A 17,263-nucleotide genomic window follows, 5' to 3' on the forward strand; every position below is an offset into this window, starting at 1 on the left:
CGGTTGGGGCGTCGACCCATGGCAGGAGAAACCCATGCGTATTTCTATCGGTTTGCTGATGGCCATGCTGGCCTTTGTCGCCCATGCCGAATCCCCCGAACCGGCAGCACTCAAGGCACAGTTGCAGGATTATTACTTCGACGCCGCCCGCCGTGGCGACCTCGATATGCTCAACACCTTTATTGAGTCTGGCTACAGCCTCAACACCCAGGACGAAAAGGGCTACACCGCGTTGATCCTCGCCGCCTATCACGGCCAGGGCCGGTTTGTGGAGCGTTTGCTCAGTGCCGGTGCCGACGCCTGTGTACAGGACAAGCGCGGCAACACCGCGCTGATGGGCGCGATCTTCAAAGGCGAGCTGAACATTGCCCAGCGCCTGCTGGCCACCGATTGCAACCCCGACCAACGCAACGGCGCCGGGCAGACGGCCGCGATGTATGCAGGCCTGTTCAAGCGCGTCGAATTGCTTGATGAATTGAAAGCCAAAGGCGCTGACCTCAATGCCGAAGACCCGATCGGCAACAGTGCTTCGCGATTGGCCAGCGGTGAAATCCGGACCCCGGCGCCGCGCTGAGCTATCATCGCGGTTTTTCGGTTGGAGGTTCTCAAATGGCAAAGGCCAAGCGCATGTACGGCTGCACGGAGTGCGGCGCGACCTTTCCCAAGTGGGCCGGCCAGTGCGGCGAATGCGGTGCGTGGAACACCCTGACCGAAACCATGATCGAAAGCGGCGGCGCTGCGGCGCCCACGGGCCGTGCCGGCTGGACCGGGCAGCAGGCGCAGATCAAGACCCTGGCCGAAGTCAGCGTCGAAGAAATCCCGCGTTTCTCCACCGCCTCAGGTGAACTGGACCGTGTGCTGGGCGGCGGCCTGGTGGACGGCTCGGTGGTGCTGATCGGCGGCGACCCTGGCATCGGTAAATCGACCATCCTCCTGCAAACTCTGTGCAGCATCGCCAGCCGCATGCCGGCGTTATATGTGACCGGTGAAGAATCCCAGCAACAAGTGGCCATGCGCGCACGCCGTCTTGGCTTGCCTCAGGATCAGTTGCGGGTCATGACCGAGACTTGCATCGAAAGCATCATCGCCACGGCTCGTATCGAAAAGCCAAAGGTGATGGTGATCGACTCGATTCAGACGATTTTCACCGAGCAGTTGCAATCGGCGCCGGGTGGTGTGTCCCAGGTGCGCGAAAGTGCAGCGCTACTGGTGCGGTATGCCAAGCAGAGCGGCACGGCGATCTTCCTGGTCGGCCACGTGACCAAAGAAGGCGCGCTGGCCGGGCCGCGAGTGTTGGAGCATATGGTCGACACCGTGCTGTATTTCGAAGGCGAGTCCGATGGTCGACTGCGCTTGCTGCGGGCGGTGAAAAACCGTTTCGGCGCAGTGAACGAACTGGGTGTATTCGCCATGACTGACCGGGGACTGAAAGAGGTCTCCAACCCTTCGGCGATTTTTCTAACCCGTGCCCAGGAAGAAGTCCCAGGCAGTGTGGTGATGGCTACGTGGGAAGGTACCCGACCGATGTTGGTGGAAGTCCAGGCATTGGTGGATGACAGCCATTTGGCCAACCCGCGCCGGGTCACGCTGGGGCTGGATCAGAACCGCCTGGCGATGTTGCTGGCGGTGTTACACCGTCATGGCGGCATTCCGACCCACGATCAGGATGTGTTCCTCAACGTGGTGGGTGGGGTCAAGGTGCTGGAGACCGCATCCGACCTGGCCTTGATGGCGGCGGTGATGTCCAGCTTGCGTAACCGGCCTCTGCCGCACGACCTCTTGGTATTTGGGGAGGTCGGCCTGTCCGGCGAAGTGCGTCCGGTGCCGAGCGGTCAGGAGCGCTTGAAGGAAGCGGCCAAGCACGGCTTCAAACGCGCGATTGTGCCCAAGGGCAACGCGCCGAAGGAAATGCCGCCAGGATTGCAGGTGATTGGGGTCACGCGCCTGGAACAGGCATTGGATGCACTTTTCGAATAATTCAGGGATGGACGCGATGCAACGATCGAATCACTGGGGTGTAGTCGCCCTGTTTATCGCCTTGGCCAGCTTGCCCGCCATGGCCTGGGCGGAGCTGCCAACGGGCTATCGCCTGGCGCAAACGCTGGTGACGCCAGAGGGCAGTGTGCTGCAGGTGCTCGAAGACCAGCGCATCAGCCCCCAACTGCACAAGGACAGTTGGGGCAGTGGGCTGGATGAAGACTCGTTCGACGAGCCCGGCGATTTGGTCGAAAACCCGCTACTCGAAGCCCAGGTGCGGTGGGTATCGGCCTCTGGCGAGGTGATAGCTAACGAAGACCTCGGCTACCCCTTGGCCGAGGTCAAGAAAGCCCCGCTCAAAGGGCTGCCCGAGCCTGTGTATTTTTTGACCATCGATCAGACCGCCCCCATGGGCAGCTACAGCGGACCTGCCACGCAGTTACTGCTGCCCGGCAAGCAGCAACTCAAGCCGTTGAGTTACCAGGGCGCCGACGGCAAAGTCCAGGCGCTGACCCTGGCTCATACCGGCAAGGCAGCGTGGATGATCGCAACGCCAGCCAACGGCGGCGCGGATGAACTGCTGCAGGTGTCATCATTTATGGACGGCGACGGTGAGGATGACTTTGCCACCCGTTATCAGACCTATCGGTTTGTCGACGGGCAGTGGCACGGCGCCTCAAGTCAGAAGAAGGGTTACTGGGACATGGAAAGTGATTTTCCCGCACGTAGTGCGTTCCCCTGAGCCATCACACTTCCAGCAGCGCGCCCAGCTCTCGCTCCAGTTCCTCCTGATCGCCTAGGTTCAACTCGATCAGCCGCCGCAAGTGGCTGATCGAGTCCAGGTCGATGTCTGTGCACACAAATCCCAGTTGACCCACTGCTTCGTGGGTTAGCCGTACTTGCATCTTTATATGCGCCTTGGGATCCAGGCGTATGTCGACCGCGAACGGCAGCGCCTTATTTCCCTTCCACTCTTCAGGCCGTTGCACCAACAGGCCCTTAAGCGATAAATCCACCAATTGCACTGGCCATTCGTTGCCGTTTTGCCGAAGTTCGGTCTTGGCATCAAAGGCAATCCGGCGAAAACGGCGACGATCAGACGCTTGCTCGGTCATGGTGAAACCCTCTGTGGATAAAAGGATTGTAGCCCTGCGCCATCATTGAGCTGTTTTTTCTGGTTTTTTCTTCGTTGCAAGGCTCTAGACCAACGTAGGGGGGTGGCCTTTAAGGCCAACAGCGCTAAACTCCGAACGGCTGTCCTTTCTGTCCACCCTGGCTGGAATATAAAAATGAAAAATAATAATAGCCTGCTACGCCATCTACCCTGGCTGGTGCTGGCAATCGTAGGAGCGTGCGCCCTGGGCGTAGTGGCCTTGCGCCGAGGCGAGGCGATCAACGCCTTGTGGATTGTGGTCGCTGCTGTGGCCATCTACCTGGTTGCTTATCGCTACTACAGCCTGTTCATCGCTAACAACGTGATGCAACTCGATCCACGGCGGGCTACCCCCGCAGTGATCAACAACGACGGTCTGGACTATGTGCCGACCAACAAACACATCCTTTTCGGTCACCACTTTGCGGCCATTGCCGGTGCGGGCCCGCTGGTCGGTCCGGTACTGGCGGCGCAAATGGGCTACTTGCCCGGCACGCTCTGGCTGATTGCCGGCGTGGTGCTGGCCGGCGCGGTCCAGGACTTCATGGTTCTGTTCCTGTCGACCCGTCGCAACGGCCGTTCCCTGGGGGACATGGTTCGTGAAGAGATGGGCCGTATTCCGGGGACCATCGCGCTGTTCGGCTGCTTCCTGATCATGATCATCATCCTCGCGGTGCTGGCGCTGATCGTGGTCAAGGCCCTGGCCGAGAGCCCATGGGGCATCTTCACGGTGATGGCGACCATCCCGATCGCGATGTTCATGGGCATCTACATGCGCTACATCCGCCCGGGCCGCATTGGTGAAATTTCGATCATCGGCGTGTTGTTGCTGCTCGGCTCGATCTGGCTGGGCGGGCAAATTGCCGCTGATCCGGTCTGGGCCAAGGCTTTCACGTTCACTGGGATCCAGATCACCTGGATGCTGATCGGTTATGGTTTTGTCGCGGCGGTACTGCCGGTGTGGCTGATCCTGGCGCCGCGTGACTACCTCTCAACCTTCCTGAAAATCGGCACCATCATCGCCTTGGCAATTGGCATCCTGGTCACCATGCCAGACCTGAAAATGCCGGCCCTGACCCAGTTCATCGACGGCACCGGCCCAGTGTGGAAAGGCGGCCTGTTCCCGTTCCTGTTCATCACCATCGCCTGTGGCGCGGTCTCGGGTTTCCATGCGCTGATCTCCTCGGGCACCACGCCCAAGTTGCTGGCCAATGAAAGCCACGCCCGCTACATCGGTTACGGCGGCATGTTGATGGAGTCGTTCGTTGCCATCATGGCCATGGTTGCCGCTTCGGTGATCGAGCCTGGCGTCTACTTCGCTATGAACAGCCCAGCCGCCGTAGTCGGCAGCGATGTGGTTACCGTGGCACAAACCGTCAGCAGCTGGGGTTTTGCAATTACCCCTGAGGCACTGTCGGCCGTGGCCCATGACATCGGTGAAACCACCATCCTGGCCCGTGCCGGCGGTGCACCGACGTTGGCGGTGGGTATCGCGCAGATCCTGCACAGCGTACTGCCGGGTGAAAACACCATGGCGTTCTGGTACCACTTTGCGATCCTGTTCGAAGCGCTGTTCATCCTGACGGCTGTTGACGCAGGTACCCGAGCTGGTCGCTTCATGCTGCAAGACTTGCTTGGCTCCTTCGTGCCGGCGCTCAAACGCACCGAATCCTGGACCGCCAACCTGATCGCGACCGCCGGTTGCGTGGCGATGTGGGGTTATCTGCTGTACCAAGGCGTGATCGACCCACTGGGCGGTATCAACACCCTGTGGCCGCTGTTCGGTATCTCCAACCAGATGCTGGCCGGTATCGCGCTGATGCTGGCGACGGTTGTGCTGATCAAAATGAAACGCCAACGCTACATCTGGGTGACCATGCTGCCGGCGGTATGGCTGCTGATCTGCACCACCACCGCAGGCTTCATCAAGCTGTTCGACGCCAACCCGGCGATTGGCTTCCTGTCGCTGGCCAAGAAGTACAGTGACGCGCTGGCTAACGGTCAGATCCTGGCCCCGGCCAAGAGCATCGACCAGATGCAGCACGTGATCTGGAACGCCTACACCAACGCAACGCTGACGGCGCTGTTCCTGTTCGTGGTGTTCAGCATCCTGTTCTATGCGCTCAAGGTTGGCGTCGCCGCCTGGGGCAACAAAGAGCGTACGGATAAAGAAGCCCCGTTCCAGGCAGTACCCGACGCATAACCGAGGATTGCAAACATGTTCAATGACATCAGTCGCCTCGGTAAATACCTCGGTCAGGCCGCGCGCTTGATGGTCGGCATGCCCGACTACGACACGTACGTCGAGCATATGCAAACCAAGCACCCAGACAAGCCGATGATGGACTACAAGGCGTTCTTCCGGGAACGTCAGGAGGCCCGATACGGCGGCAAGGGTGGGCCCAAGTGCTGCTGACCCGTTAGTTCGGGCTGGTGGTGATCTAATGTGGGAGGGGGCTTGCTCCCGATAGCGGTGTGTCAGTGACAGATAAGTGCCTGACACACCGCTATCGGGGCAAGCCCCCTCCCACATTTGTTTCAGTGTTCCTTCAAGGAGAATTTTTTGTCCTCTCCCATTCCAGTGACCGTACTCAGCGGCTTTCTGGGCGCCGGCAAGACCACCTTGCTGCGCCATCTGCTCAAGGCCGAACACGGCTTGAAAATCGCCGTGATCGAAAACGAATTCAGCGATGCCGGTATCGACACCCAGTTGTTGGGCGAAGAACCGGTGCAAGTCATGACCCTGTCCAACGGCTGCGTGTGCTGCACCATCCACACCGACCTCACCAAGGCTCTCTATCTGCTGCTTGAGCGCCTGGACAGCGGCGAGATCGCCTTCGATCGCCTGGTGATCGAGTGCACCGGCCTGGCCGATCCGGCGCCGGTGGCCCAAACCTTTTTCATCGATGAAGAACTGCGCGAGCGCTACATCCTCGACGGCATCATCACCCTGGTGGACGCGGCCCACGCCGAGCACCACCTGATCCAGACCATCGCCCAGGCCCAGATCGGTTTTGCCGATCGCCTGCTGGTGAGCAAACGTGATCTGGTGGACGACGCCACCTTCGAGGCGCTGAGTGATCGCCTCACCCGCATCAACCGCCGCGCGCCGATTCGTGTGGTCGAGCACGGCAAGATTGATTTGGCAGAACTGCTCGATGTCCGCGGCTTCAACCTAAACGCCGGCATGAGCCTGCGCCCGGTGAGCAAGGCGCCGTCCATCGACCGTATTTCCAGCCTGGTGCTGCGCACCGACCAGCCGCTGGATATTGACCGCCTCAGCGAGTTTATGAATGAGCTGTTGGAAGACCACGGCAAGCAACTGCTGCGCTACAAGGGCGTGCTGAACATTGCCGGCGAAGACCGCCGTATGGTGTTTCAGGGCGTGCTGAAGCTCTACGGGTTCGACTGGGATACCGAGTGGGCCGAGGGGGAAGCGCGGGAGAGTGTGATCGTGTTTATTGCCGATGAATTGCCGGAAGACAAAATCCGCGAAGGCTTTGCCAAAGTCTACCAACCCTGATGTGTAATGCAGTCAACTGTGGGAGGGGGCTTGCTCCCGATGGCGGTGGGTCAGTAAACCTATATGTGACTGACACACTGCTATCGGGGGCAAGCCCCTCCCACACTTGATCTCATTTCAAGTTGGACACCAGGCATAAAAAAGCCCGGCTCAAGAGCCGGGCTTTTTATTCAAGCAACTGCAATCAAGCGCCGTATACCGGCAGTTTTTTGCAGATGGCCTTGACCTTCTCACGGACCGCGTCGATCACGGCTTCGTTGTTCAGGTCTGCCAGGATGTCGCAGATCCAGCCGGCCAGTTCCTTGCACTCTGCTTCTTTAAAGCCACGAGTGGTCACAGCTGGGGTGCCGAAGCGCAGGCCCGAGGTGACGAACGGAGAGCGTGGATCGTTCGGTACCGAGTTCTTGTTCACGGTGATGAAGGCTTTGCCCAAGGCAGCGTCAGCATCTTTGCCGGAAATGTCCTGCTTGATCAGCGACAGTAGGAACAGGTGGTTTTCAGTACCGCCGGACACTACATCAAAGCCGCGCTCGATAAACACGCTGGCCATGGTCTGGGCGTTCTTGACCACTTGTTGCTGGTAGGTCTTGAACTCAGGCTGCAGTGCTTCCTTGAAGCAGATCGCTTTGGCGGCGATCACGTGCTCCAGCGGGCCACCCTGGGCGCCTGGGAATACAGCGGAGTTCAGCTTCTTCTCGATCTCGGCGTTGGCGCGAGCCAGGATCAGGCCGCCACGTGGACCGCGCAGGGTCTTGTGGGTGGTGGTGGTCACCACATCAGCGAATGGAACCGGGTTCGGGTAGACGCCCGCGGCGACCAGACCGGCCACGTGAGCCATGTCCACGAACAGGTAGGCGCCAACCTTGTCGGCGATTTCACGGAAGCGTGGGAAGTCCAGGATCTGCGAGTAGGCAGAGAAACCGGCCACAATCATTTTTGGCTTGTGTTCAACCGCCAGGCGCTCAACTTCGTCGTAGTCGATCAGGCCGTTGGCATCGATACCGTATTGAACGGCGTTGTACAGCTTGCCGGAGGAGGAAACGCTGGCGCCGTGGGTCAGGTGACCGCCGTGTGCCAGGCTCATGCCCAGAATGGTGTCGCCGCCTTGCAGCAGGGCCAGGTACACGGCGCTGTTGGCTTGGGAGCCGGCGTGTGGCTGGACGTTGGCGTAATCGGCGCCGAACAGTTCTTTTGCACGGTCGATGGCCAGTTGCTCAACCACGTCGACGTACTCGCAACCGCCGTAGTAGCGCTTGCCTGGGTAGCCTTCGGCGTACTTGTTGGTCAGAACCGAACCTTGAGCCTCCATGACCGCAGGGCTGGTGTAGTTTTCCGAAGCGATCAGCTCGATGTGCTCTTCCTGGCGCACGGCTTCTTGCTCCATGGCGGCGAAGAGATCGGCGTCGTACTTGGCAATGGTCAAATCACGGCTGAACATGGCGGTCCTCAAGGATCGGGGGCAGAAAAGGAGGGCATTCTAACCCAATGGGTTTTAGATGGCATATGAAAGGACATCAAGTCGCGGACAAGTGGGATTCACTTAGGGATGAGCGGTGTCATTGCCGGCCTAATCGGGGGTAAGTCCCCCCACATTTGAAACGCATTCCCCTGTGGGAGGGGGCTTGCGCCCGATGAGGCCAGTGGCTTCACCACAAACGATCAGTCGAACATGAAGAGGGCATCATTGCTGAACTGCGCCTCGAACCGATTCGCCGGCATCGGTCGTCCGAACAGATAACCCTGCACCTCATCGCAGCCATGCTCGCGCAGGAAATCCAACTGCTCATGGGTTTCCACGCCCTCGGCGATTACCGCCAGGTTGAGGCTGTGGGCCATGGCAATAATCGCCCGGGCGATCTGCGCGTCCTGTTCGCCGGACGGCAGGCCGTCGACGAAGGTGCGGTCGATTTTCAACACATCGATGGGGAACTGCTTGAGGTAGTTGAGCGATGAATAGCCCGTGCCAAAATCGTCCACCGCAATGCTCAGGCCCAGGTTTTTCAGGCTGTCGAGGATGTGCAGGGCTTCGTTGACTTCGCGCATCAGGATACTTTCGGTCAGCTCCAGCTCCAGGCACGCCGGCGGCAGGCCTGTGTCTTTGAGGATGGTGGCAATGCGGGTGCCCAGTTGGCCGTCGGAGAACTGCCGCGCCGAGATGTTCACCGAGACTTTCGGCACGCGCACCTTGTTTTGATGCCAGGTCTTGAGCTGGCGGCAGGCTTCGCTGATCACCCAGTCGCCCACGTCCACCACCAGGCCCAATTCTTCCAGCACTGGAATAAAGTCCCCGGGCGGCACTAACCCGCGACGCGGATGGCGCCAGCGCAGCAGGGCTTCGGCGCCGGTCAGGCGTTTGCCATCACCGCTGAACTGCGGCTGGTAATAAAGCACGAATTCGTTCTGCTCCAGGGCGTGGCGCAGGTCGCTTTCCAGCTCCAGGCGTTCCAGGGCGCTGGCGTTCATGTCGGCCTGGTAGAACTGGAAGTTGTTCTTGCCGCGTTCTTTGGCGTGATACATGGCGGTGTCGGCGTTTTTCATCAGTTGGCTCAGCTCGTTGCCGTCCTGAGGGCTGAGGGCGATGCCGATACTGGCGGTCACAAAGAACTCGCGGCCTTCCAGCACAAAGGGTTTCACCAGGCTGGCGAGGATCTGTTCGGCCACATGAATCGCGCGGTTCAGCGCCATTTCACGGCTGACCCGTGGTTGCAGGAGCAAGGTGAATTCGTCACCGCCCATGCGCGCGACAGTGTCGTCTTCGGCCACGCAGCCGAGCAGGCGAGTGGCCATTTCCTTGAGCATGCGGTCGCCGGCGGCGTGGCCAAGGGAGTCGTTGATCGGCTTGAAGCGGTCAAGGTCGAGGAACATCAGCACCACCCACGACTTCTGCCGCTCGGCAGACTGCAACGCGGTGTGCAGGCGGTCTTGGAACAGTGTGCGGTTGGGCAGGTGGGTCAGGGCGTCGTAATACGCCAGGCGGTGAATACGCTGCTCGCTGGCCTTGCGCTCGCTGATATCACTGAAGAAGCATACGTAACTGGCGAGGTCGCCTTCGTCGTCGAACACGGCGGTAATGCCGACCCACGCCGGGTAGTGCTCGCCGTTGCGGCGCTTGAGCCACACTTCGCCTTCCCAGGTGCTGTGCTGGTGCAATTGCTTGAGTACGTAGCGCAGGTGGGCTTCCTGCTGCTCATCCACGGTCAGCATGTTCGGCAACTGGTCGAGTACGTCCGCCACTTCGTAGCCGCTGACTCGGCTGAATGCCTCGTTGGCCTGCACGATATAGCCCGCCGGGTCAGTGATCAGGATCGCCGAGGTGGAATGCTCAAATACCGTGGCCGCCATGCGCAGGTCTTTCTCGGCACGGCGTTGTTGGCTGATATCGCGGCCGACGCCCAGAATGCCCTCGAAGGCGCCATGCTCGTCCCACACCAGTACCAGGCGCAGTTCGATCGGCACTTTACGCCCGTCGGCGCGCAGGCAGTCAAACAGGAACAGCTGGGTCTGCACTTCATCGCGCAGCTTATTGAGCGCATCGGTGTCGCCCAGCGCACGGCTGACCTGTTCCATCAGGCTGTAAATACCCGCCAATTGCGCTGGGTTGGCGATGATCGACTGCCAGCCATTCTTGAACACCCAGTCCACTTCATACCCCAGCACCGCACTGACCGACGGGCTGATGTAGTTGAGGGCCAGTTTGCTGTCGGTGGAGCAGATCACGTCACTGATGCTTTCGGCGAGCATGCGATAGCGCTGTTCGCTGTCGCGCAGGGATTCGCTGGCTTCGATCTGGTCGGTGATGTCTTTGGCGACGCCAATGATGCGGGTGACTTGGCTCGTTTTATCACGGGCCAGGGCCTGCTCACGAATATCAAAGCGCCGCCATTGGTTATTGCGATGGCGGAAGCGCAACTGGCAGTGCAACTGCGTCGCGTAGCCGGCCTGGCGCTGTTGCTGGCGCAAATCGTGGTAATACTCGGCGTCTTCAGGGTGAAGCAGGATTTCCCAGAAGTACTCGCCCATTTGCTGCAGTTCGGCCTTTACGTAGCCGAGGGTTTGCCCCAAATGGTGGTTGCTGAAAATCATGCGCTGGCTGACCACGTCCTGCACATACAGGTGATCAGGCACGGTGCGCACCACGTCCGACCAGAAACTCTCACGCTCCACCAGCGACAGTTCGATCAGCTTGCGGCTGGTGATGTCGCTGATGCTGAGGATCACCGCCTTGAAATCGTCCTGCTGCTCCGGCAGGCGCATCACCAGCCACAGGTATTGCTCGTTGCCGAGCACATCCTTGAGCTGGATCTCCAGTTCAAGCTGGCTCTGCTGGGTCAGGACCGCTTCGAGTATTTGATGGCCGATGGACGTGCTGTTGCGTGGGCAATCATCGATCAGTCGCTCCCAAGCCTTCTCGCACGAGTCCACGTTGAGCAGGCGGACCGCCACTTGGTTGATCTCGGTGATGCGCAGCTCGGCGAGCAGTTGCCTGCATTCTTCAGGTTTGTTTTGCAGCCAGGCGTGAAGGTGTTCGCGGGTCTGCAAGTGCGTCTTGGCAAAAAACGCATTCAGGCCTGACAGGTCCAGGACGCACAGGGCGACGCCGGTACCTTCGAAAATATCCTGATAACGCCGCCGGCCTTCATGCACCTGGCGCTGGCGGCGACGCATATTCAGCAGCACGATTACGGGGATCAGCGAGAAAGCCAGGCCCAACAGGCATTTGCCGATAAACGCCGGCAGCAGTTGTTCCAGCACGGCTGCGCGGTCAAACATGCCGCGCAACTGCCAGTCGCTTTTGCTCAGGGGGGTGACCAGCACGCTTTTATTCAAGTCATCCGGGGTCAGGGCGCTGGACCATTGCGCCGGCATGCCACTGTCACGGCTGACGACGCGGTGGTTCAGGCTGTTCTCGATGGCCCACATGGGGCGCTGGCCCTGACTGTCCTGGCGGGTCAGGTTGACCAAGTAGTTAGGTGCCAGGCGCAGCGCCCAGTACATTCTTGAGCCGCCGCTGGGCTGGTGCAGCAGCAGATAGATGATGGTGCCGTCTTCGTTATTGCTCAGGTAATACGGTTGGCCGTGGCTGCGCTGCACCAGTTCTTCCAGCCAGGCGCTGTCCTGGCTGTCGTTGGCGCTGTCACTGATCATCGCGCCGCTGGGCGCGAGCAGGGCGATACTGCGCAGCTCCGGCAGCGAGCGCTGCAGCGTGCGCGTCAGGGCCTGTTGCTGTTCAATGTCGCGCGGCGGCTCGACCATCGGTAGCAGGTTCAAGGCGATTTTTGCGCTCAGGGCCATGTTCAGGCTGATCTGCTCAGCCAGGTCGGCGCTGTAGTCGATGGTGTATTGCTGCTGGTTTTTCTGGTTTTGCTGCAGTTGGTCCAGCAGTTGCCAGAACAATAAGGCGAGCAGCATGAGGACGAGCGTCGCCAATGCGCCTTTGAGGGTGCCGTGCAGGGGCGCTCCCGGCGCTATATGAGCGGCGCGCAAGGGAGTTGGCGGCGTGACTTTGGACAAGCTGTGATCCTGCGGTTTGGCTGGACTGGCGCGCGACGTGCACTATAAGCCGGACGCCCGGAGGGCGGCTAGCATGCCTTGACTTGTGGCAAAGTGCCAGCCCTGCTTGGCTGGACTGACCAAGCGCATTGAGGTAGCTTTGCCGGTTACGCGGGGGCGTTCCAGCCCCAGATACTCAGGCTTTTTTCGCTCGCTGGCATTGATGATAGTCAACGGCCCGCGCGGCGCATGGCTTGGCACGGGCTTCGCCCGCTTAATTCATCAGTCACTGACGCTAGGTTCACCATGGCTCAATACGTCTTCACCATGCATCGGCTGGGAAAAGTTGTTCCGCCGAAGCGGGAAATCCTGAAAAATATTTCGCTGTCCTTCTTCCCCGGCGCCAAAATCGGCGTGCTCGGCCTCAACGGTTCGGGTAAGTCCACGCTGCTGAAAATCATGGCCGGCGTCGACACCGAGTTCGAAGGCGAAGCCCGCCCGATGCCGGAACTGAACATCGGCTACCTGCCGCAGGAACCAATCCTGGACCCAACCAAGACCGTGCGTGAAGTGGTTGAGGAAGCGGTCAGCGTGATCAAAAACGCCCAGGCGCGCCTGGACGAAGTCTACGCCGCCTACGCCGAGCCGGATGCCGACTTCGACAAGCTGGCCGCCGAACAGGCCAAGCTCGAAGCCATTCTGCAGGCCAGTGACGGTCATAACCTGGAACGCCAACTGGAAGTCGCCGCCGATGCGCTGCGCTTGCCGGCTTGGGACGCCAAGGTCGAATTCCTGTCCGGTGGTGAAAAGCGTCGTGTGGCCCTGTGCCGCCTGCTGCTGTCGGCCCCCGACATGCTGCTGCTCGACGAACCAACCAACCACTTGGACGCCGACTCCGTCGCCTGGCTGGAACATTTCCTTCACGATTTCCCGGGCACCGTGGTTGCGATCACGCACGACCGGTACTTCCTGGACAACGTGGCCGGCTGGATTCTTGAGCTCGACCGTGGCGCCGGTATCCCGTACGAGGGCAACTACTCCGGTTGGCTGGAAGCCAAGTCCGATCGTCTGGCCGCCGAATCCAAGCAGCAATCGGCCCATGAAAAAGCCATGAAGGAAGAACTGGAGTGGGTGCGCAAAGGCGCCAAGGCCCGCCAGTCCAAATCCAAGGCACGTCTGCAACGCTTCGAAGAAATGCAGTCCCAGGAATTCCAAAAGCGCAGCGAAACCAACGAGATCTATATCCCGGCCGGTCCGCGCCTGGGTGACAAGGTCATCGAATTCAAGAACGTTTCCAAAGGCTATGGCGACCGCGTGTTGATCGATAACCTGTCGTTCTCCATGCCAAAAGGCGCGATCGTCGGCGTTATCGGCGGTAACGGTGCGGGTAAATCCACCCTGTTCCGCATGCTGATGGGCAAGGAAACGCCGGATTCGGGCAGCATCGAGATCGGCGAAACCGTGCAGCTGGCCTGTGTGGACCAGAGCCGTGATGACCTTGACGGCAGCAAGACCGTGTTCCAGCAAATCTCCGACGGCTCTGACCAGATTCGCATCGGCAACTATGAAATTCCGTCGCGCACCTATGTTGGCCGCTTCAACTTCAAGGGCGGCGATCAGCAGAAGTTCGTCAAGGACCTGTCCGGTGGTGAGCGCGGCCGCTTGCACCTGGCCCTGACCCTGAAAGAGGGCGGCAACGTGCTGCTGCTCGACGAACCATCCAACGACCTCGACGTTGAAACCCTGCGTTCCCTGGAAGAGGCCCTGCTGGACTTCCCGGGCGCCGCCATTGTGATCTCTCACGATCGGTGGTTCCTTGACCGCGTCGCGACCCACATCCTGGCGTACGAAGACGACTCCCAAGCGGTGTTCTTCGAAGGTAACTACACCGAGTACGAAGCGGACCGCAAAAAGCGTTTGGGCGAAGCTGCTGCCCAGCCGCACCGTGTACGGCACAAAAAACTGGCCTGATCCGGCTGGTTGAAAAAAGCGGGGCCCTCGGGCTCCGCTTTTTTTTGCGCTGGGTTTTGCAGTGTTTTTGATGGCCCTATCGGGAGCAAGCCCCCTCCCACATTTGATTTGTGAACACATCCAAAATGTGGGAGGGGGCTTGCTCCCGATAGCTATTTCCCGACTGGTGCACAACCTGGTTTTGAGATCCCCTTTTAAGTGCGAAAAACCCCTGTTTCCTGTGTTTATTTATATCAAATGCACCATTTAAATTCACAAAAGCGACATTTTGCCCTGTCGCGGTGCGACATGAATTGATAAAGTCCGGCTCAATCTCCCTTAAAAACAATCAATTTGCCGAGACTTTTCATGATCGAATCCGTCGAATCCTTCCTTGCCCGCCTCAAAAAACGCGACCCAGACCAGCCAGAATTCCACCAGGCTGTAGAAGAAGTCCTACGCAGTCTGTGGCCGTTTCTTGAAGCCAATCCCCATTACCTGACCTCGGGTATTTTGGAGCGCATCTGCGAGCCGGAACGAGCGATAACGTTCCGGGTTTCGTGGGTCGATGATCACGGCAAGGTCCAGGTCAATCGCGGTTTCCGTATCCAGATGAACAGCGCCATCGGCCCCTACAAAGGTGGCCTGCGTTTCCACCCGTCGGTGAACCTGGGGGTGCTGAAATTCCTCGCCTTCGAACAGACCTTCAAGAATTCCCTGACTTCGTTGCCAATGGGCGGCGGCAAAGGCGGCTCGGACTTTGATCCAAAAGGTAAGAGCGACGCGGAAGTCATGCGTTTTTGCCAGGCATTCATGAGCGAGCTGTACCGCCATATCGGTGCGGATGTGGATGTGCCGGCTGGCGATATCGGCGTGGGTGCACGTGAGATCGGCTTCCTGTTTGGCCAGTACAAGCGCCTGAGCAACCAGTTCACCTCCGTGTTGACCGGCAAAGGCATGACCTACGGCGGCAGTCTGATCCGTCCGGAAGCGACCGGATTTGGTTGCGTGTACTTCGCCGAAGAGATGCTCAAGCGCGACGGTAAACGGGTCGAGGGCAAGCGTGTGGCGGTCTCCGGCTCAGGCAACGTCGCCCAATACGCGGCGCGCAAGGTTATGGACCTGGGCGGCAAGGTGATTTCCCTGTCTGACTCCGAAGGCACCCTGTACGCCGAAAGTGGTTTGACCGAGGAACAATGGTCGGCGCTGCTGGAGCTTAAAAACGTTCAGCGTGGGCGCATCAGCGAACTGGCCGAGCGTTTCGGCCTGGAGTTCCGCAAGGGGCAAACGCCGTGGGACCTGGCCTGCGATATCGCCCTGCCATGCGCCACCCAGAATGAACTCGGCGCCGACGCCGCCCGCACCTTGCTGCGCAACGGCTGTATTTGCGTGGCCGAAGGCGCCAACATGCCTACAACGCTTGAGGCTGTGGATATCTTTATCGAGGCGGGCATTCTGTTCGCACCGGGCAAGGCATCCAATGCCGGCGGCGTGGCGGTGAGTGGCCTGGAAATGTCGCAGAACGCCATGCGCTTGCTGTGGACCGCTGGTGAAGTGGACAGCAAGCTGCACAACATCATGCAGTCGATCCACCACGCTTGCGTGCACTACGGCGAAGAAAACGGCCGCATCAACTACGTGAAGGGCGCGAACATCGCAGGCTTCGTGAAAGTCGCCGACGCGATGCTGGCCCAAGGCATCGTCTAGGTCTCGGCTTCGATACGCAGCACCTCGATCAGCTGATCGCCAACGGGGCGCTTCCACAGCACCTCATCACCCACCTGGGCGCCCAGCAACGCGCGGCCCAGGGGTGAACCCCAGTTGATCAGGCCTGTGCTGGCGTCGGCCTGGTCTTCACCGACCAACTGTATGCGCTGTTGCTCGTCATGCTCATTGGCGAAGGTCACCCAGCTGCCGATCTGCACCTTGTCGGTGCCGGTGGCCAGCGCCACGACCTGGGCGCTCTGGACGCGTTGGTTGAAGTAGCGTAAATCCCGCTCAAGATCGGCCTGGCGCTGCTTATCGGCCTGCTCACCCTTGGCAGATTCGGCACTGTGCTCATCCTTCAACTGCGCAACCTTGGCCTGTAACTGCGCCAGCCCTGGCGCGGTCAAGTGATTGGGTTGCTCACTGACCTGACGCTCCACTGGCTGATCAGCTTGGGCGGCGGCGTTATCCTCATTTACAAAAGCTCGGCTCATGACGTTCTCCCTCTATGGAGCTTGGGCCATGTTCGCTGCGCTTTAGTTTCGATGGATGTCTGAAAGCGACCTATTGCGAGCGATAGGCCCGAGCGGCATCGCGATCCTTCTCGTGCTGCCAGGCGCGCTCACGGTCGTCCCAGTGATTGTCCTTGTAGTCGCGCAGTTCTTCGTTTTCACGCATGGCCTTGCACTGGCGAAAGCCGTCCTCCCAGCCTTCGGCGTATGTCCGGTCTTTAAGGTAGCGCGGGACATTTTTGCGAAACTCCCCGGAAATCACCCCGGCGGCCTGGCGACCGCTGCTGCAGCCATCGTCAAATCCATCGGCGAAGGCCGGTGGATAACCTCTGGCCAGCAATTCCTGATGAGTCGATTGACAACCCGCCAGCCACACCATCGCACACAGTATTACTGCATACCGCCACATTGCTTGCTCCCTGGCCGTTTAACGGCTGATAGGGGAAGTCTAGATAGGGATTTGTCGGGGAGGTGTGAAAGGGGTGTGAGAAAGGTGTGGAGCACGATGAGATCGGTCGGTGAGTGCCGAACCGGTGATGAGGAAGCTGGGCTCCCTCACCACAAAAGACTATGTGGCCTGGCTGTTCGCCAAAGCCCTGTGTTCCGCCAATTCCTGCTCAATGAATGCCGCAATCATTGCGCGATAGACCTGCTCGGTTACCTCGGGGTTTGCGCCCACGGTCTCCGATAATTCCCGCACCTTGGTGATCACCTGCTCAACCCGCTGTGGGGCTTTGACGCCATCGGTGTCTTTTTTGAAGCGTGCTGCCTGTGATACGTAGCGGCCTCGTTCGGCCAGCAGGGTGACGATTTGCTGGTCGAGGCGGTCGATGTTGTTTCGAACGTCTTCAAGGGTGGTGCAGGTAACGGCCATGTCGAGTGAACTCCTGATTGTGCGGGCAATGCTAACAAAATATGGGAGGTGGCTTGCTCCCGATAGCAGAGTGTCAG

At 59.6% G+C, this 17,263-nt stretch carries 14 protein-coding genes; 8 read left to right on the forward strand and 6 right to left on the reverse strand.

The window, feature by feature from the left end; translation table 11 throughout:
* The first annotated feature begins 34 nt into the window (after positions 1 to 34).
* The 3 genes from AB4N82_RS14000 to AB4N82_RS14010 are packed head-to-tail and all read left to right on the forward strand — an operon-like array spanning position 35 to position 2,719.
* Positions 35 to 574, forward strand: coding sequence for an ankyrin repeat domain-containing protein (locus tag AB4N82_RS14000; RefSeq protein WP_032884667.1), 540 nt, complete (start codon positions 35 to 37; stop codon positions 572 to 574).
* Positions 575 to 609: 35 nt separating this feature from the next.
* On the forward strand, positions 610 to 1,977 hold the full coding sequence (gene radA, locus AB4N82_RS14005) for a DNA repair protein RadA (protein WP_032884669.1): 1,368 nt from the start codon (positions 610 to 612) through the stop codon (positions 1,975 to 1,977).
* A 16-nt stretch (positions 1,978 to 1,993) separates the two neighbouring features.
* Positions 1,994 to 2,719: a hypothetical protein gene (locus AB4N82_RS14010; RefSeq protein WP_122765324.1), complete on the forward strand. Its 726-nt coding sequence runs from the start codon at positions 1,994 to 1,996 to the stop codon at positions 2,717 to 2,719.
* A 4-nt stretch (positions 2,720 to 2,723) separates the two neighbouring features.
* Here the strand turns inward: AB4N82_RS14010 and AB4N82_RS14015 are convergent, their stop codons facing one another.
* Positions 2,724 to 3,092, reverse strand: coding sequence for a PilZ domain-containing protein (locus AB4N82_RS14015; protein ID WP_032884671.1), 369 nt, complete (start codon positions 3,090 to 3,092; stop codon positions 2,724 to 2,726).
* Between the two features lie 174 nt (positions 3,093 to 3,266).
* On the opposite strand from AB4N82_RS14015, the gene AB4N82_RS14020 reads away from it, so the two are divergent.
* From AB4N82_RS14020 to yjiA, 3 genes are all read left to right on the forward strand, one after another.
* Complete coding sequence (locus tag AB4N82_RS14020) at positions 3,267 to 5,333, forward strand: carbon starvation CstA family protein (RefSeq protein ID WP_032884672.1); 2,067 nt, start codon at positions 3,267 to 3,269, stop codon at positions 5,331 to 5,333.
* A 15-nt stretch (positions 5,334 to 5,348) separates the two neighbouring features.
* Positions 5,349 to 5,546, forward strand: coding sequence for a YbdD/YjiX family protein (locus AB4N82_RS14025; RefSeq protein ID WP_003176208.1), 198 nt, complete (start codon positions 5,349 to 5,351; stop codon positions 5,544 to 5,546).
* A gap of 147 nt (positions 5,547 to 5,693) precedes the next feature.
* Positions 5,694 to 6,653 (forward strand): GTPase, encoded by a 960-nt coding sequence (gene yjiA / locus AB4N82_RS14030; protein WP_122765302.1) that lies wholly within the window; start codon positions 5,694 to 5,696, stop codon positions 6,651 to 6,653.
* Positions 6,654 to 6,837: 184 nt separating this feature from the next.
* Here yjiA and glyA read toward each other — a convergent pair whose 3' ends face one another.
* Together glyA and AB4N82_RS14040 are read right to left on the reverse strand one after the other, a co-directional pair.
* Positions 6,838 to 8,091 carry a serine hydroxymethyltransferase gene (gene glyA, locus AB4N82_RS14035; protein WP_032884674.1) on the reverse strand — a complete coding sequence of 418 codons (1,254 nt, stop codon included), beginning with the start codon at positions 8,089 to 8,091 and terminating at the stop codon, positions 6,838 to 6,840.
* A 221-nt stretch (positions 8,092 to 8,312) separates the two neighbouring features.
* The gene (locus AB4N82_RS14040; RefSeq protein WP_122765303.1) at positions 8,313 to 12,164 is read right to left on the reverse strand and encodes a sensor domain-containing protein; all 3,852 of its coding nucleotides are present in this window, start codon (positions 12,162 to 12,164) and stop codon (positions 8,313 to 8,315) included.
* Between the two features lie 285 nt (positions 12,165 to 12,449).
* Here AB4N82_RS14040 and ettA point away from each other — a divergent pair, with 285 nt between their 5' ends.
* Positions 12,450 to 14,114 (forward strand): energy-dependent translational throttle protein EttA, encoded by a 1,665-nt coding sequence (gene ettA, locus AB4N82_RS14045; RefSeq protein ID WP_032884676.1) that lies wholly within the window; start codon positions 12,450 to 12,452, stop codon positions 14,112 to 14,114.
* 348 nt (positions 14,115 to 14,462) lie between these two features.
* Positions 14,463 to 15,800, forward strand: coding sequence for an NADP-specific glutamate dehydrogenase (gdhA, locus tag AB4N82_RS14050; RefSeq protein WP_032884677.1), 1,338 nt, complete (start codon positions 14,463 to 14,465; stop codon positions 15,798 to 15,800).
* Here the strand turns inward: gdhA and AB4N82_RS14055 are convergent.
* The 3 genes from AB4N82_RS14055 to AB4N82_RS14065 form a co-directional block, all read right to left on the reverse strand.
* Positions 15,797 to 16,294, reverse strand: coding sequence for a GreA/GreB family elongation factor (locus tag AB4N82_RS14055; protein ID WP_122765304.1), 498 nt, complete (start codon positions 16,292 to 16,294; stop codon positions 15,797 to 15,799). The two genes, gdhA and AB4N82_RS14055, sit on opposite strands and share 4 nt — an antisense overlap.
* 70 nt (positions 16,295 to 16,364) lie before the next feature.
* Positions 16,365 to 16,721, reverse strand: coding sequence for a hypothetical protein (locus tag AB4N82_RS14060; RefSeq protein WP_032884679.1), 357 nt, complete (start codon positions 16,719 to 16,721; stop codon positions 16,365 to 16,367).
* A 159-nt stretch (positions 16,722 to 16,880) separates the two neighbouring features.
* Complete coding sequence (locus tag AB4N82_RS14065; RefSeq protein WP_032884681.1) at positions 16,881 to 17,186, reverse strand: chorismate mutase; 306 nt, start codon at positions 17,184 to 17,186, stop codon at positions 16,881 to 16,883.
* Positions 17,187 to 17,263: the final 77 nt, after the last annotated feature.

The sequence above is a fragment of the Pseudomonas sp. H1_D04 genome (assembly GCF_054683855.1).

Coding starts and splice junctions, on each gene's coding strand:
- AB4N82_RS14010 (WP_122765324.1), top strand. CDS start 1,994: ATGCAACGATCGAATCACTGGGGTGTAGTCGCCCTGTTTATCGCCTTG.
- AB4N82_RS14020 (WP_032884672.1), top strand. CDS start 3,267: ATGAAAAATAATAATAGCCTGCTACGCCATCTACCCTGGCTGGTGCTG.
- AB4N82_RS14065 (WP_032884681.1), bottom strand. CDS start 17,186: ATGGCCGTTACCTGCACCACCCTTGAAGACGTTCGAAACAACATCGAC.
- ettA (WP_032884676.1), top strand. CDS start 12,450: ATGGCTCAATACGTCTTCACCATGCATCGGCTGGGAAAAGTTGTTCCG.
- gdhA (WP_032884677.1), top strand. CDS start 14,463: ATGATCGAATCCGTCGAATCCTTCCTTGCCCGCCTCAAAAAACGCGAC.
- AB4N82_RS14015 (WP_032884671.1), bottom strand. CDS start 3,092: ATGACCGAGCAAGCGTCTGATCGTCGCCGTTTTCGCCGGATTGCCTTT.
- AB4N82_RS14060 (WP_032884679.1), bottom strand. CDS start 16,721: ATGTGGCGGTATGCAGTAATACTGTGTGCGATGGTGTGGCTGGCGGGT.
- radA (WP_032884669.1), top strand. CDS start 610: ATGGCAAAGGCCAAGCGCATGTACGGCTGCACGGAGTGCGGCGCGACC.
- AB4N82_RS14055 (WP_122765304.1), bottom strand. CDS start 16,294: ATGAGCCGAGCTTTTGTAAATGAGGATAACGCCGCCGCCCAAGCTGAT.
- AB4N82_RS14000 (WP_032884667.1), top strand. CDS start 35: ATGCGTATTTCTATCGGTTTGCTGATGGCCATGCTGGCCTTTGTCGCC.
- glyA (WP_032884674.1), bottom strand. CDS start 8,091: ATGTTCAGCCGTGATTTGACCATTGCCAAGTACGACGCCGATCTCTTC.
- AB4N82_RS14025 (WP_003176208.1), top strand. CDS start 5,349: ATGTTCAATGACATCAGTCGCCTCGGTAAATACCTCGGTCAGGCCGCG.